The sequence below is a fragment of the Oxalobacteraceae bacterium OTU3CINTB1 genome (genome assembly GCA_024123955.1).
Classification (GTDB): Bacteria; Pseudomonadota; Gammaproteobacteria; order Burkholderiales; family Burkholderiaceae_D; genus Rugamonas.
The window spans coordinates 3,222,778-3,237,097 of the sequence record CP099652.1 but is presented as its reverse complement, the minus strand read 5'-3'; the positions used below and the strand labels follow the sequence as shown (position 1 = coordinate 3,237,097).

Here is a 14,320-nt window from a genome sequence, read left to right as displayed (position 1 = left end):
TCTCTATCTTGAAATGACCTTGAGCACGGCCGCCGCGCTCTCCACCGCGCTGTTGCGCAGCAGGCTGTGATGCATGTCGCTGAAGCGCTGCACCAGCTTGAGGCGATGCGGCACGTCGCTCAGTTGCTTCCACATGGCGTCGGCCAGCCCCTGCGGGCTGGCCTCATGCTGCACCATTTCCGGCACCAGGAATTCGCGCGCCAGGATGTTCGGCAATCCGATCCACGGCTGGTAGCCGAAGTGGCGCAGGATCTGGTATTCGGCCGCCATCATCTTGTATGCAATGACCATCGGCTTCTTGAACAGCGCCACCTCCAGCGACGCCGTTCCCGACGCCACCAGCACGGCGTCGGCCGCGGCGATGGCGGTGTGCGACTGGCCGTCCAGCAGCTGCACTTCCACGTCCTGCAGGCCGGCCTGCGCCACCAGTTCGAGGAAGTACCGGCGCTGGCGTTCGCCCGCCATCGGCGCGACGAAGCGCAACGAGCGGTCGCGCTCCTTGAGCAGCTTGGCGGCGCCGATGAAGGCCGCCGTGTTGTACTTCAATTCCGACATGCGGCTGCCGGGCATGATGGTCACGACGTTGGCATCTTCCGGCAGGCCCAGAACGCGGCGCGCGCCCGCTTCGTCCGGCGCCATCGGTATCAGCTCGGCCAGCGGATGGCCGACATAGCTGACCGGCACTCCCGCCTTGCGGTAGATCTCCTCCTCGAACGGGAAGACCACCAGCATGTGCGACACCGCCTTGATGATTTTCTTGATGCGGCCACCGCGCCAGGCCCAGATCTGCGGCCCGATGTAGTGGATGGTCGGAATGCCCGCCTCCTTGAGCTGCATCTCCAGTCCCAGGTTAAAACCGGGATAGTCGGCGCCGATGAAGGCCGCCGGCCGCTCGGCCAGCAGGCGGTCGCGCAATTCGTTCTGGATGCGTTTGATCTCGGGGTAGCGCGGGATCACGGCCAGCAGGCCGCGCACCGTCAGCGTGTCCAGCGGGTAGTGCGATTCGAAACCCTGCGCGATCATCTGCTCGCCGCCGATGCCGTGGAAACGCGCGTCCGGCAGATGCGGGCGCAGTCCCGATAACAGGCGCGCGGCCAGCACGTCGCCCGAAGGCTCGCCGGCGACAACCGCCAGCGATAGTGGCGGTCGTTCCGGCTGCGTCATGTCAGCGGACGATGCCACGGCTGGCGACGCCGAGGAATTCGCGCATCGACCGGATGTGCTCGGCCACCGCCGCCGGCGACGCCTCTTCCTCCGCCAACAGCGCCGCCTTGGCTTCTTCCAGGGTCAAGCCGGAACGGTAAATCAGCTTGTACGCGGTGCGGATGCCGTTGATCTGCTCGCGCGTGAAACCGCGCCGCTTCAGACCCTCGATATTGACGCCGTGCGCCTGCGCCGGGTTACCGTTCAACAGCACGAACGGCGGCACGTCCTGGGTCAGCGAGGTGCTCATGCCGACGAAGGCGTGCGCGCCGATCTTGCAGAACTGGTGGACGTTGGCAAAGCCGCTCATGATCACCCAGTCGCCGATTTCGACGTGGCCGGCGATCTGCGCGTTGTTCGAGAAGATCGTGTTGCTGCCGACCTGGCAGTCGTGCGCCAGGTGCACGTAGGCGGAAATCCAGTTGTCGTTGCCGAGCGAGGTGACGCCCTTGTCCTGCACCGTGCCGGTGTTGAAGGTGCAGAATTCGCGGATGGTGTTGCGGTCGCCGATGGTCAGGCGGGTCGGTTCGCCCGACCACTTCTTGTCCTGCGGCGCGGCGCCGATCGACGAGAACTGGAAAAACTTGTTGTCGCTGCCGATGCTGGTGTGGCCTTCGATGACCACGTGCGGGCCGACGACCGTGCCCGAACCGATGCGCACGTTCGGACCGATGACCGAGTACGGCCCGACTTCGACGCTGCTGTCGAGTTCCGCTTTGGGATCGACGATGGCGGTGGCGTGAATCTTCGACATGCTTACTTCCCCATAGGCTGGCTGGCGTCGACGGCGCTGCGGATGGTGCACATCAGTTCCGCCTCGAGCGCGAGCTGGCCGTCGACCGTGCCCACGGCCTTGTACTTCCAGATGCCGCGCGCGTGGCGCAGGATCTCGACGTTCATCACCAGCTGGTCGCCCGGTTCGACCGGACGCTTGAAGCGCGCGTTGTCGATGCCGACGAAGTAGACCACCGAGTTCTCGTCCGGCTTGACGCCGATCGACAGGAACGACAGGATGGCCGCCGTTTGCGCCATCGCCTCGATCATCAGCACACCCGGCATGACCGGCTTGTGCGGGAAGTGGCCGTTGAAGAATTCCTCGTTGACGGTGACGTTCTTGATCGCCGTGATGCGCTTGTTGGCCTCCCAATCCAGCACGCGGTCGACCAGCAGCATCGGATAACGGTGCGGCAGGTACTGTTTGATCGCGTGAATATCCAGGCACTTTTTGGTGCAGGACGATTCGGTGGTTTCCGGAGTGGTGGTCATAATTATTTCTCTTCTTGATTCGTCAGTGTTTTAATTGTTTTTTCCAGCGCCCGCACCTTGTCGCGCATGGCCGACAGGTTACGCACGATGACGGCCGACTTTTCCCATTCGGCCGGGCGCGACATCGGGTAGTAGCCGATGTAGGTGCCTGGTTCCGTCAGCGAGCGCGGGATCATCGTCGACGGACCGACGTTCACGTGGTCGGCGATGGTGATATGGCCGTTGATCATGGCGGCGCCGCCGAAGGTGCAGTACTTGCCCACCGTGGTGCTGCCGGCCATGCCGACGCAGCCGGCCATCGCCGTGTGCGCGCCGATATGGCAGTTGTGGGCGATCTGGATCAGGTTGTCGAGCTTGACGCCGTCCTCGATCACCGTGTCGGCCAATGCGCCGCGGTCGACCGTGGTGTTGGCGCCGATGTCGACGTCGTCGCCGATCATCACGCGGCCGGTCTGCGGGATCTTGATGTAGACGCCCTTCTCGTTGGCGAAGCCGAAACCGTCGGTGCCGATCACGGCGCCCGAGTGGATGATGCCGCGCGCGCCGATCTGGCAGTAGGCGTGGAAGGTGACGTTGGCGAAGAAGTGCGTGCCCTCGCCGATCACCGCTTCGCGTCCGATGTAGCAGCCGGCGTCGATGACGGCGTGCTCGCCGATGACGGCGCCCGGCTCCACCACCACCTTCGGTCCGATGTGGGCGGTGGCGGCGATCTGCGCGCCCTCGCCGATGAAGGCGGTCGGGTGGATGCCCGCCGGCGGCACGATGGCCGTCAGCGAGTGGAAATACTGCGCCGCCTTGGCGAAATATACATACGGGTTGGGGGTGACGATGCGCGCGCCGGTGTAGCCGGCGGCGATGAATTCGTCATCGGCGGGCGAGACGATCAATGCCGCCGCCGCCGTCTGCAGCGCCTGTGCGCGCAGTTTGCTGTTGCTCAGAAAGCTGATGTGCGAAACGCCGGCGTCGGTCAATGGCGCGATCCCGGACACTTCCAGGTTCGCGTCACCCATCAACTGCCCGCCGAAGCGTTCGACCAATTCTCCCAGTCGAGTGCCCATCGGGGTATCCAATCTTGTGTGATTTATTTGTCTTTATCGAGCGCCGCCAGCACCTTGTCGGTGATGTCGATGCGCGGGCTCGCCCATACCGCGTCCTGCAGCACGATGTCGAAACCTTCGACATTGGCCATCTGGCGGATGATCTTGGTGGCGCGGTCCGAGATGGCCTGGCGCTCCTCGTTGGTGCGCTGGCTCAGGTCCTCGCGGAACTCGCGCTGGCGGCGCTGGTATTCCTTATCGAGTTCGAACACGTCGCGCTGGCGCTTGACGCGGTCGGCCTCGGACAGCGCCGGCCCTTCCTTCTCCAGCTTGTCGGACGCCGTCTTCAGGCGCCCTGCCATGTCCTGCATGGCCTTCTCGCGGCTCTTGAACTCTTCCTGCAGCTTCTCGCTGGCCAGCTTGGCCAGCTTGGACTCGTTGTAGATACGCTCAGGGCTCAGCCAGGCGATGCGCGAGGCCGAGGTCTGGGCCTGCACCGGCGCCAATGCACTCCACCCCAGCGCAAGCACGGCGAGATATTTGGTCAGATTAGCGGATGCAGTCTTCAACTTGTTTCTCCGAGGTAAATATTGGTACGGTGTACGCTGTGGGTTCGCTGCAAAGTCGCACCCGCCCGCATCAGAAGCCGCTACCCATCTGGAACTGGAAGCGTTCCAGGCGGTCGCCTTCCTTGGCGTTCAAAGGCTTAGCATAACTCAACTTGAGCGGGCCCACCGGCGAAATCCAGCTGATGCCCAGGCCGGAGGAATAGCGCAGCTGCTGCAGGCGCATCTTCTCGCCTTCCTGGTAGACCTGGCCGCCGTCGAGGAAGGCGAACCAGCGCAGGCTGCGGTCCTGGCCGGAGCCTGGGAACGGCATCTGCAGCTCGGCGTTGCCGATCAAGCGCGAGGCGCCGCCCAGCGCGTCGCCGTAACGCGGATCGACCGCGCCCAGCGAAGAGCTCAGGTAGCCGCGCACCGAACCGATACCGCCGCCGTAGAAGTTTTTAAACACCGGATACGAGCTGTCGCGCAGCCCGCGGCCGTAGTCGATCTCGCCCTTGAGCGCCAGCGTCACCTTCGAGAACAGCGGCTTGTACCACTGCTGCTCGTAGACCGCGCGGTAGTACTTCTGCTGGCCGATGATGTCCAGTTCCAGGTTGGCGCGCTGGTAGCGGCCCACCGTCGGCGTCAGCGCCGAATCGCGGCTGTCGCGCGCCCACGCCATCGTCAGCGGCACGGCGTTGGTCTTGGCGCTGCCGATGCCGCTCTGGATGCCGGTGATGTCGCGCACGTACTGCTGGAAGCGGGTCGGCGACGTGGCGTCGGTCTCGATGTTCGAGCGTTCCAGGCCGATGCCGAAGAAGACCGTATCGACTTCGGAGAACGGTACGCCGTAGCTGACGCGTCCACCCTGCTGTTTGATCGTGTAGTAACCGGTGTTGAGCGCCGGCGGTTTTTGCGTGCGCAGATAGATTTCGTACGAGCGCGAAACGCCGTCGTCGGTGTAATACGGGTCGGTCTGCGAGAACGAAATCGTGCGGCTGTACTTGGACGTGTTCAGTTCCATGCCGACGGTGGTGCCCGAGCCGGCGAAGTTGGCCTGCTGGATCGCCGCCTGGAAGGTGAACTTCTCCGACTGCGAGAACGCGCCGCCGATCTGGAAGTTACCGGTCGGCTTTTCGACCACGGTCAGGTTGACGTCGACCTGGTCGGAGGTGCCTTGCGCCTCCGGCGTGTCGACGGTGACGTCCTTGAAGTAGCCCAGGCGGTCGACGCGGTCGCGCGACAGCTTGATCTTGTTGGCGTCGTACCAGGACGATTCGAACTGGCGGAACTCGCGGCGTATCACTTCGTCGCGCGAGGTGGTGTTGCCGGCGATGTTCATGTGGCGCACGTAGGCGCGCTTGCCCGGATCGATGAAGAAGGTGAACGCCACTTCGCGTTTTTCGCGGTTGATGTCCGGATTGGCGTTGACGTTGGCGAAGGCGTAGCCGAAGGTGCCGAGGCGGTCGGAGATAAGCTTGTTGGTCGCGGTCAGGCGCGCGCCGGAATAGGTCTCGCCGTTGCGCAGCAGGACCAGCGAGCGCAGTTCCTCTTCGCGGCCGAAGGTCTCGCCTTCGAACTTGATGCCGGAGACGGTGTACTTCTCGCCTTCGGTGATGTTGATCGTGATGTAGATGTCCTTCTTGTCCGGCGTGATCGACACCTGCGTCGAGTCGATGTTCATCTCGATGTAGCCGCGGTCGAGGTAGAAGGACTTGAGCGACTCGATGTCGCCGGTCAGCTTGGTCTTGGAGTACTGGTCGGCCTTGGTGTACCAGCTGAACCAGCCGCCGGTGTTGAGCGCGAGCTGCTGCTTCAATTCCTTATCGTCGAACACCTTGTTGCCGACGATGTTGATCTGCTTGATCTTGGCGACGTCGCCCTCGTCGACCGCGAACGTGATGTTGACGCGGTTACGCTCGATCGGCGTGACGGTGGTGACGATCTTGACGCCGTACAGGCCGTGCGACAGGTACTGGCGCTTCAATTCCTGCTCGGCGCGGTCAACCGAGGCCTTGTCGAAAATCTTGGCCTCGCCGACGCCGATGTCCTTCAGCGCCTTGACCAGCGTGTCTTTTTCAAATTCCTTGGTGCCGGTGAACTCCACCTTGGAGATGGCCGGGCGTTCCTCGACCAGCACCACCAGCACCTGGCCGTCGGCTTCGAGCTTGACGTCCTTGAAGAAACCGGTGGCGTACAGCGCCTTGATGGCGGTGACGCTCTTGTCGTCGTTGAAGGTCTCGCCCACCCGCACCGGCAGGTAGCTGAACACGGTGCCGGCCTCCGTACGCTGAATACCTTCGACGCGGATGTCCTTGATGACGAACGGTTCGATCGCCATGGCACGGCCGGCGCACAGCGCCAGGACGGCGGCGCCGATCAGGCTGCGGCGTAAAGAAGGTGAAGTAATACGGTCAGAATATAATTTCATTGGGGTTATTCAATGGCTAAATCAACGAACTACTTTATAAAAGCCGGGCGACGTCGTTAAATACCGCCAACAGCATTAACGTCATCAGCAAACCGATGCCAACTCGCTGTGCAATCTCGTTAAAACGTTCCGGCACAGGACGCCCAGTTAAAACTTCCAGCGAATAATACAGCAAATGCCCCCCATCTAGAACCGGAATCGGTAGCAAATTCATGACCCCTAAACTGATGCTGATGAAGGCGATAAAGCTTAAATAACTGACCACGCCCATGCGCGCGGTCTGGCCGGCGTAATCGGCGATCGTGATCGGGCCGGTGACGTTCTTGAGCGAGACCTCGCCGACGATCATCTTGCCGATCATCTTCAGCGTCATCGTACAAGTGTCCCAGACGCGGGCCATGGCCTTGCCCACCGCCTCGAGCGGCGACGATGGCACGACGATCATATCCGGCTGCAAAGCGACGTAAGCGCTGATCTTACCGACTGTTACAGTTCCTTTGCCGCTTTTTGCCTGCTCGGCCTGGGGCGTGACGGCCAGTGTGACCGGCTGGCCGGCGCGCCGCACCACCACGTCCACCGTCTTGCCGGCCGAGGCGCGGATGATGTCGATGAAGGCGATGCCGTCGGCCACCGGCGTGCCGCCGACCGACAGCAGCAGGTCGCCGATCCGCAGGCCGGCGCGCTCGGCCGCGCCGCCCGGCAGCACCTGCTGCACCACCGGCGCCGGCCGCGCCACGCCCAGGCCCAGCTTGCCGAGCACGTCGCCGTCGAGGTCGAGCGCGGCCAGCACGTCGGCCGGCAGCACGAAGTGGCGGCGGCCCTCGCCCGGACGTTCGACCGTCAGGCGCGCTTCTTTCTTGTCGATGGCCGACTGCATCAGGTTCCAGCGCAGCTCGGACCAGACGGTCACCGGTTGTTCGTTGATGGCGGTGACCAGGTCGCCGCTGCGCAGGCCGGCCTGCCACGCGGGCGTGGCGGAGGCGGCCTGCTTGCCCTGCCCCGCATCGGCGTCGTTCGTTGCCACCGTAGCGTCGGTCGCCAGCACGGCCACCTCGCTGGCGCGCACGCTGATCTTGCTGACCGGCTCTTCCACGCCATACATGTACAGGCCGGCGAACAGCACGATCGCGATCAGGAAATTGGCCAGCGGGCCGGCGGCGACGATAGCGATGCGCTTCCACACGTTCTGGCGCGTGAACTCGCGCTTCAGGTCCTGCGGCGGAAGGTGCGTCAGGTCGCCCTCGCGGGCGTCGAGCATCTTGACGTAGCCGCCCAGCGGCAGCGCCGACACGGCCCATTCGGTCTGGTCGGGGCCGAAGCGGCGCGACCACACGACCTTGCCCATGCCGACCGAGAAGCGCAGCACCTTGACGCCGCACCAGCGCGCCACCAGGTAGTGCCCCAATTCGTGGAAGACGATCAGGGAGCCGAGGCAGACGACAAACGCCAGCACGGTTTGCAGGAAATTCATTTTGCCATCCCGGCGATGATGGTTTCGGCGGCGTCGCGCGCCAGCGCGTCCTGCGCCATGACAGCCTCGATGCTATCGGCTGCGCCGTGCGGCAGCTTTTCCATCACCTGCGCGATCACGCGGTCGATCTGGCGGAAGCCGATCTTCAGGTCGAGGAAGGCTTGCACCGCGATCTCATTGGCGGCGTTGAGCAGCGCGGGCGCCGTGCCGCCGGCGCGCAGGGCGTCGAAGGCCAGCGCCAGGCAGGGGAAGCGGGCGAAGTCGGGACGCTCGAACTGCAAGGTGGCGATCTGGGTCAGGTCGAGCTGGGCGACGCCGGAGTCGATGCGCTCCGGGTAGGCCAGCGCGTGGGCGATCGGCGTGCGCATGTCGGGGTTGCCCAGTTGCGCCAGCACCGAGCCGTCGACATACGACACCATCGAATGGATCACCGACTGCGGGTGGATGACTACGTCGATCTGGTCGGCCGGGGCGCCGAACAGCCAGTGCGCCTCGATCACTTCCAGGCCCTTGTTCATCATCGTGGCCGAGTCGACCGAGATCTTGCGGCCCATCGACCAGTTGGGATGCTTGCAGGCCTGCTCCGGCGTGACGTCTTCCAGGGTCTCGACGGCGCGCGTCAGGAACGGACCGCCGGAAGCGGTCAGCAGGATCTTGGCGACGCCGCTGGCGCCCGGCTGGCGGCCGTACGACGACGGCAGGCACTGGAAAATCGCGTTGTGTTCGCTGTCGATCGGCAGCAGCACGGCGCCGGCTTCGGCGGCCGCGTCGATGAACAGCTGGCCGGACATGACCAGCGCTTCCTTGTTCGCCAGCAGCACTTTCTTCCCCGCGCGGGCGGCGGCCAGGGTCGGCGCCAGGCCGGCGGCGCCGACGATGGCGGCCATGACGCTGTCGACCTCGGGAGCGCTGGCGATGGCGCACAGGGCTGTCTCGCCGTATTCGACCTCGGTGGCGACGCCGGCCGCGCGCAGCAGCGCGCCCAGGCGCTCGGCGGCGTCGGCCGTGCCGACAACGGCGCGCAGCGGACGGAATTGGACGCACTGGGCGGCCAGTTCGTCGACGCGGCTGTGCGCGGACAGCGCGTAGACCGAATAGCGTTCGGGATGGCGGGCGAGCACGTCCAGCGTGGACACGCCGATCGAACCGGTGGCGCCAAGGATGGTGATGCGTTGCATAGGAATGTCTTTCAGAGCCAGGCGGTCAGCAGCGCGGCCAGCGGCAGCACGGGGATCAGCGCGTCGACACGGTCGAGCACGCCGCCGTGGCCCGGCAGCAGGTTGCTGCTGTCCTTGATGGCGGCGCGGCGCTTGAGTTGGGATTCGAACAGGTCGCCGATGACGGAGGCGGCGACGACGACCAGGAGCGCCAGCAGGGTCAGCGCCCAGCCGAAGCGCGCCTGCAGGCGCACGGCGAAGGTGTCCTGCAACCACGGAACGGAAGCGGCCAGCACGATGGTCAGCGAAGCGATCGCCAGCACGGCGATGCCGCCACCGATGGCGCCCTCCCACGATTTACCGGGGGAGATGGTCGGCGCCAGCTTGCGCTTGCCGAAGGCCTTGCCGGAGAAATAGGCGCCGATGTCGGCGATCCACACCAGGGCCAGCACCGACAGCAGGTACAGCGGCGATACCATGTACAGGCCGACGATGGCGAAGAAGCAGGCGAAAATGGCGAAGCTGAAGGTGATGGCCATCGACCAGTTGGCCGCGCCCTTGAGCGGCGGCAGCCCCAGGCCCAGGGTCGGCGCATAGCGGATCAGCCACAGCAGCGCGGCCACGCCGTACAGCGCGGTGACGGCGCCCGGCTTGGCGCTGTACATCAGCAGCACGAACAGGCCGCAGCTGACCACGCCGGTGACCTTGGCGGCGGTGGGCGACAGGCCGAACAGGCGCGCGCCCTCCCACATCGCGGCGCCGACGAACAAGGTGACGACCACGGCGAACGCGGGGAAATAATTGAAGAACAGGACCGGCAGCAACACCGCCAGCAAGAGCACCGCGGTAATAATCCGTGTTTTCAGCATTAGTTTGTCTTTTCGGCCAGTTGCGCGCCGGTGCGGCCGAAACGGCGCTCGCGGTGCTGGTAGGAGGCGATCGCCTCGTCGAGGCATTCGATGGTGAAATCGGGCCAGTACGTCTCGGTGAAGAACAGTTCGGTATAGGCGAGCTGCCACAGCAGGAAATTGGAGATGCGCTGCTCGCCGCCGGTGCGGATGAACAGGTCCGGCTCGGGCGCGTAGGCCATCGCCAGGTGCGGCGCCAGCTGTTCTTCGGTGAAATCGCCGCTACCAGGATGGGCCGCCACCATCTTGCCGACCGCCTGCATGATGTCCCAGCGCCCGCCGTAGTTGGCGCAGACGGTGACGGTCATGCGGGTATTGTTGGCGGTCTTGCGCTCGGCGTTGGCGATCATGCCCTGCAGCTTGGCGTCAAAGCGGCTCAGGTCGCCGACGACCTTCAGGCGGATATTATTGGCGTGCAGTTTGGAGACCTCGCGGTCGAGCGCCGTGACGAACAGGCGCATCAGCAGCGACACTTCCTCTTCCGGGCGGCGCCAGTTTTCCGAGCTGAAGGCGAACAGGGTCAGGTATTCGACGCCGCGGCGGGCGCAGGCCTCGACCACGGTGCGCACCGCTTCCACGCCTTTGACGTGGCCGGCGACGCGCGGCAGAAAGCGTTTGGTCGCCCAGCGGCCATTGCCATCCATAATGATCGCGACGTGACGCGGAACATTCGGGGCTTCCGGAACCTCAGTAGTCGAACTCGTATATTTCATGAAAACTTTGGTGCCAAAGTATAAAGTATTGCAGGTGTGACGCAAAAAAACAAGGTAGCACGGTAACCCGCACCCCAAAAGCGTGACGGGGTCGGACCCCGTACGGGGTCCGACCCCGTACGGGGTCGGACCCCGTACGGGGTCCGACCCCTAAGCCGGGGACTGCGGGTCGACAGCTGGCGCCTTGAGGGTTTAGACCGTCAGCACTTCTTTTTCTTTTTCGACAACCATCTTGTCGATGTCGGCGATGAACTTGTCGGTCAGTTTTTGCACGTCGTCGGAGGCGCGGCGCTCGTCGTCTTCGGAGATGGCCTTGTCCTTGACCAGCTTTTTGAGCGATTCATTGCCGTCGCGGCGGATGTTGCGCACCGCGATTTTGGCGTCCTCGGCTTCGCTCTTGACCAGCTTGACCATTTCCTTGCGGCGTTCCTCGGTCAGCGGCGGGGTCGGCACGCGGATCATGTCGCCCTGCGACGACGGGTTCAGGCCCAGGTCGGCGTCGCGAATGGCTTTTTCGATGGTCGAGGCCATTTTCTTTTCGAACGGCTGCACGCCGATGGTGCGCGCGTCCATCAGGGTGACGTTGGCCACCTGGGTCAACGCCGTCGGCGAACCGTAGTACTCGACCATCACGTGGTCGAGGATCCCGGTATGGGCGCGGCCGGTGCGGACCTTGGCCAGATCGGCGCGCAAGGTTTCCAGCGATTTGGTCATGCGTTCTTGCGCATTCTTTTTAACGTCAGCTACGGACATTGCTGCTCTCCTGTGATCGGATATAAATGATGATGGTATTAAAGACGTTACACGTGGACCAGTGTACCCTCATCCTCGCCCATGATGACGCGTGCGAGCGCGCCTGGCTTGGTGATGGAGAACACCTTGATCGGCAATTTCTGGTCGCGGCACAGCGCAAAAGCGGTCGCGTCCATGACTTGGAGGTGCTTGGCGATCGCCTCGTCGAAGGTGATCGAGTGGTACAGGGTGGCGTTCGGGTCCTTCTTCGGATCGGCCGTGTAGACGCCGTCGACCTTGGTGGCCTTCAGCACGATCTCGGCGCTGATCTCGGAACCGCGCAGCGCGGCGGCCGTGTCGGTGGTGAAGAACGGGTTGCCGGTGCCGGCCGCGAACACCACGACCTTGCCCTCTTCCAGGTACTGCAGCGCCTTCGGGCGCACGTACGGCTCGACCACCTGTTCGATGCCGATGGCCGACATCACGCGCGCGGTGATGCCGACATGGCGCATCGCGTCGGCCAGCGCCAGCGCGTTCATGACGGTGGCGAGCATGCCCATGTAGTCGGCGGTGGCGCGGTCCATGCCTTGGGCGCCGGGGGCGACGCCGCGGAAGATGTTGCCGCCGCCAATGACGATCGCCAGTTCCACGCCCATTTTCGCGACCTCGGCCACATCGGCGACCATCCGTTCGATCGTGCCGCGGTTGATGCCGTAAGGATCATCGCCCATCAGGGCTTCGCCGGACAGTTTGAGGAGGACGCGCTTGTAGGCTGGTTTGGACATGAGACGGGGCTCCTAAAGTGTGTATGTGGGGTTGATTCAGGGAAGGCTGCCGGCGCCTATCATACCTTGAGATAGGCGCGACGGCCGCCGGGGACAACTGGTGTTACAGACAAGATTATCTTGTCGGGCTAAAAAAACGGGCCTCGCGGCCCGTTTTCACTATTAACCCTGGGAAGCGGCCATTTGAGCGGCCACTTCTGCGGCGAAGTCATCGACCTTCTTCTCGATGCCTTCACCGACGACGTACATCGTGAACGATTTCACGGTGGTCGCTTTTTCTTTCAGCATCTGCTCGATCGACTGCTTGTCGTTCTTGACGAACGCCTGGTTCAGCAGCGACACTTCCTTCAGATACTTCTGGACCGAGCCTTCGAGGCGCTTGGCGACGATTTCCGGCGACTGCGCAGGCTTGCCGGCGGCGGCGGCGGTGGCAGCATCCTCGTCAGCCTTCAACTGGGCGACCGAGCGCTCTTTTTCGATCAGTTCGGCAGGAACCTGGTCGGCCGACAGCGACACCGGCTTCATCGCGGCGATGTGCATGGCGACGTCTTTACCGACTTGCTCGTCGGCGCCGTCGAACTCGACCACAACACCGATGCGGGTGCCGTGCAGGTACGAGGCCAGCTTGGCGGTCGTTTCGAAGCGCTGGAAGCGGCGGATCGACATGTTTTCGCCGATTTTACCGATCAAGGCGGCACGCACCTCGTCCAGGGTCTGGCCGTTGCCAGCTGGCAGGGCCAGCAGCGCGGCGACGTCGGCCGGGTTGTTTTCCGCGACCAGCTTGGCGGCGGTGTTGGCCAGGTTCAGGAAGTCGTCGTTCTTGGCGACGAAGTCGGTTTCCGAGTTCACTTCGATCAGCGCGCCCACGCCGTTGGCGATGTAGGTGGCGACCACGCCTTCGGCGGTCACGCGCGACGACGCTTTCGAAGCCTTGCCGCCCAGCTTGACGCGCAGGATCTCTTCAGCACGGCCCATGTCGCCTTCGGCTTCGGTCAGTGCTTTTTTGCATTCCATCATTGGCGCGTCCGTCTTGGCGCGCAGTTCGCCTACCATTGCTGCAGTAATCGCTGCCATAGTGTTTCTCCTGTATTCGGTATTCGGTGGAAGGGGAGCGGCCGGTCAGCCCTGCTCTACCCATTTACGTTAAAAAAAAGGGGGAGCTGTTGGCCACCCCTTTTTCCTTCAGCTAGTAAAGAACAATTAAGCCTGTTCGTTCACTTCGACGAATTCGTCGCCAGCTGCGGCTTTGACCATTTCAACTACTTCGTTACCGGCGGCTGCACGGCCTTCCAGGATCGCATCTGCAACGCCACGGGCGTACAGCGTGATGGCTTTCGACGAGTCGTCGTTGCCTGGAATGACGTACTGAACGCCTTCTGGCGAGTGGTTGGTATCGACCACGCCGATGACCGGGATGCCCAGTTTAGCGGCTTCGGTGATGGCGCCTTTATGGTAGCCAACGTCAACGACGAAGATTGCGTCAGGAACGCCGCCCATGTCCTTGATACCGCCGATCGATTTTTGCAGCTTGATCATTTCGCGTTGGAACATCAGCGCTTCTTTTTTCGACAGCTTCTCAACCGAACCGTCTTCGATCTGGGCTTCCATGTCTTTCAGGCGCTTGATCGAGGTCTTGATGGTTTTGAAGTTGGTCAGCATGCCGCCGAGCCAACGCTGATCGACGAAAGGAACGCCTGCGCGTGCCGCTTCAGCCGCGATGATTTCGCGCGCTTGACGCTTGGTGCCGACCATCAGGATGGTGCCGCGGTTCGAAGCAACCTGCTTCACGTGTTTCATCGCTTCTTGATACATACCCATCGTCTTTTCCAAGTTGATGATATGGATCTTGTTGCGGTGACCGAAGATGAACGGTGCCATCTTTGGGTTCCAGAAACGGGTTTGGTGACCAAAGTGGACACCGGCTTCCAGCATTTCGCGCATCGTTACGGACATATTTAACTCCAGGGTTGGGTCTGGAATCCGATCAGTCACCATATAGGCACCCTTGTCGATCGGATTCGCGTTTATGAATAAACAATATTGACTACTTTATTGCCTGAACCGAAAGTCAA

The 14,320-nt window shown here is 63.2% G+C and carries 14 protein-coding genes; all 14 read right to left on the bottom strand.

Annotated features, from left to right (window positions below):
- Window positions 1–3: 3 nt before the first annotated feature.
- The 14 genes from lpxB to rpsB all read right to left on the bottom strand — a co-directional run bounded on the left by lpxB (window position 4) and on the right by rpsB (window position 14,201).
- The gene (gene lpxB / locus NHH73_14270) at window positions 4–1,164 is read right to left on the bottom strand and encodes a lipid-A-disaccharide synthase (protein ID USX29628.1); all 1,161 of its coding nucleotides are present in this window, start codon (window positions 1,162–1,164) and stop codon (window positions 4–6) included.
- Window position 1,165: 1 nt separating this feature from the next.
- Window positions 1,166–1,957, bottom strand: coding sequence for an acyl-ACP--UDP-N-acetylglucosamine O-acyltransferase (lpxA, locus tag NHH73_14265; protein USX29377.1), 792 nt, complete (start codon window positions 1,955–1,957; stop codon window positions 1,166–1,168).
- 2 nt (window positions 1,958–1,959) lie between these two features.
- Window positions 1,960–2,469, bottom strand: coding sequence for a 3-hydroxyacyl-ACP dehydratase FabZ (fabZ, locus tag NHH73_14260; protein USX29376.1), 510 nt, complete (start codon window positions 2,467–2,469; stop codon window positions 1,960–1,962).
- A 2-nt stretch (window positions 2,470–2,471) separates the two neighbouring features.
- Window positions 2,472–3,527 (bottom strand): UDP-3-O-(3-hydroxymyristoyl)glucosamine N-acyltransferase, encoded by a 1,056-nt coding sequence (lpxD, locus tag NHH73_14255; protein USX29375.1) that lies wholly within the window; start codon window positions 3,525–3,527, stop codon window positions 2,472–2,474.
- 23 nt (window positions 3,528–3,550) lie between these two features.
- Entirely contained in the window at window positions 3,551–4,075 is a 525-nt protein-coding gene (locus NHH73_14250; protein ID USX29374.1) for an OmpH family outer membrane protein, read from the bottom strand.
- 70 nt (window positions 4,076–4,145) lie between these two features.
- Complete coding sequence (bamA, locus tag NHH73_14245) at window positions 4,146–6,482, bottom strand: outer membrane protein assembly factor BamA (protein USX29373.1); 2,337 nt, start codon at window positions 6,480–6,482, stop codon at window positions 4,146–4,148.
- Window positions 6,483–6,516: 34 nt separating this feature from the next.
- The gene (gene rseP / locus NHH73_14240) at window positions 6,517–7,953 is read right to left on the bottom strand and encodes an RIP metalloprotease RseP (protein ID USX29372.1); all 1,437 of its coding nucleotides are present in this window, start codon (window positions 7,951–7,953) and stop codon (window positions 6,517–6,519) included.
- Window positions 7,950–9,131 carry a 1-deoxy-D-xylulose-5-phosphate reductoisomerase gene (gene ispC / locus NHH73_14235; GenBank protein ID USX29371.1) on the bottom strand — a complete coding sequence of 394 codons (1,182 nt, stop codon included), beginning with the start codon at window positions 9,129–9,131 and terminating at the stop codon, window positions 7,950–7,952. The genes rseP and ispC overlap by 4 nt, the downstream gene beginning before the upstream one ends.
- A gap of 11 nt (window positions 9,132–9,142) precedes the next feature.
- Window positions 9,143–9,979, bottom strand: coding sequence for a phosphatidate cytidylyltransferase (locus NHH73_14230; protein ID USX29370.1), 837 nt, complete (start codon window positions 9,977–9,979; stop codon window positions 9,143–9,145).
- Window positions 9,979–10,731, bottom strand: coding sequence for a polyprenyl diphosphate synthase (gene uppS / locus NHH73_14225; GenBank protein USX29369.1), 753 nt, complete (start codon window positions 10,729–10,731; stop codon window positions 9,979–9,981). The genes NHH73_14230 and uppS overlap by 1 nt, the downstream gene beginning before the upstream one ends.
- Window positions 10,732–10,923: 192 nt before the next feature.
- Window positions 10,924–11,484 (bottom strand): ribosome recycling factor, encoded by a 561-nt coding sequence (frr, locus tag NHH73_14220; protein ID USX29368.1) that lies wholly within the window; start codon window positions 11,482–11,484, stop codon window positions 10,924–10,926.
- A gap of 47 nt (window positions 11,485–11,531) precedes the next feature.
- Window positions 11,532–12,248 (bottom strand): UMP kinase, encoded by a 717-nt coding sequence (gene pyrH / locus NHH73_14215; GenBank protein ID USX29367.1) that lies wholly within the window; start codon window positions 12,246–12,248, stop codon window positions 11,532–11,534.
- A 162-nt stretch (window positions 12,249–12,410) separates the two neighbouring features.
- Window positions 12,411–13,322, bottom strand: coding sequence for a translation elongation factor Ts (tsf, locus tag NHH73_14210; GenBank protein USX29366.1), 912 nt, complete (start codon window positions 13,320–13,322; stop codon window positions 12,411–12,413).
- Between the two features lie 126 nt (window positions 13,323–13,448).
- Window positions 13,449–14,201 carry a 30S ribosomal protein S2 gene (gene rpsB / locus NHH73_14205; protein ID USX29365.1) on the bottom strand — a complete coding sequence of 251 codons (753 nt, stop codon included), beginning with the start codon at window positions 14,199–14,201 and terminating at the stop codon, window positions 13,449–13,451.
- Window positions 14,202–14,320: the final 119 nt, after the last annotated feature.

What these genes read in the sequence shown, in the direction of transcription:
- tsf (USX29366.1), bottom strand. Translation starts at nt 13,322, where the DNA reads ATGGCAGCGATTACTGCAGCAATGGTAGGCGAACTGCGCGCCAAGACG.
- ispC (USX29371.1), bottom strand. Translation starts at nt 9,131, where the DNA reads ATGCAACGCATCACCATCCTTGGCGCCACCGGTTCGATCGGCGTGTCC.
- rpsB (USX29365.1), bottom strand. Translation starts at nt 14,201, where the DNA reads ATGTCCGTAACGATGCGCGAAATGCTGGAAGCCGGTGTCCACTTTGGT.
- lpxA (USX29377.1), bottom strand. Translation starts at nt 1,957, where the DNA reads ATGTCGAAGATTCACGCCACCGCCATCGTCGATCCCAAAGCGGAACTC.
- bamA (USX29373.1), bottom strand. Translation starts at nt 6,482, where the DNA reads ATGAAATTATATTCTGACCGTATTACTTCACCTTCTTTACGCCGCAGC.
- pyrH (USX29367.1), bottom strand. Translation starts at nt 12,248, where the DNA reads ATGTCCAAACCAGCCTACAAGCGCGTCCTCCTCAAACTGTCCGGCGAA.
- lpxB (USX29628.1), bottom strand. Translation starts at nt 1,164, where the DNA reads ATGACGCAGCCGGAACGACCGCCACTATCGCTGGCGGTTGTCGCCGGC.
- fabZ (USX29376.1), bottom strand. Translation starts at nt 2,469, where the DNA reads ATGACCACCACTCCGGAAACCACCGAATCGTCCTGCACCAAAAAGTGC.
- frr (USX29368.1), bottom strand. Translation starts at nt 11,484, where the DNA reads ATGTCCGTAGCTGACGTTAAAAAGAATGCGCAAGAACGCATGACCAAA.
- rseP (USX29372.1), bottom strand. Translation starts at nt 7,953, where the DNA reads ATGAATTTCCTGCAAACCGTGCTGGCGTTTGTCGTCTGCCTCGGCTCC.
- lpxD (USX29375.1), bottom strand. Translation starts at nt 3,527, where the DNA reads ATGGGCACTCGACTGGGAGAATTGGTCGAACGCTTCGGCGGGCAGTTG.
- NHH73_14230 (USX29370.1), bottom strand. Translation starts at nt 9,979, where the DNA reads ATGCTGAAAACACGGATTATTACCGCGGTGCTCTTGCTGGCGGTGTTG.
- uppS (USX29369.1), bottom strand. Translation starts at nt 10,731, where the DNA reads ATGAAATATACGAGTTCGACTACTGAGGTTCCGGAAGCCCCGAATGTT.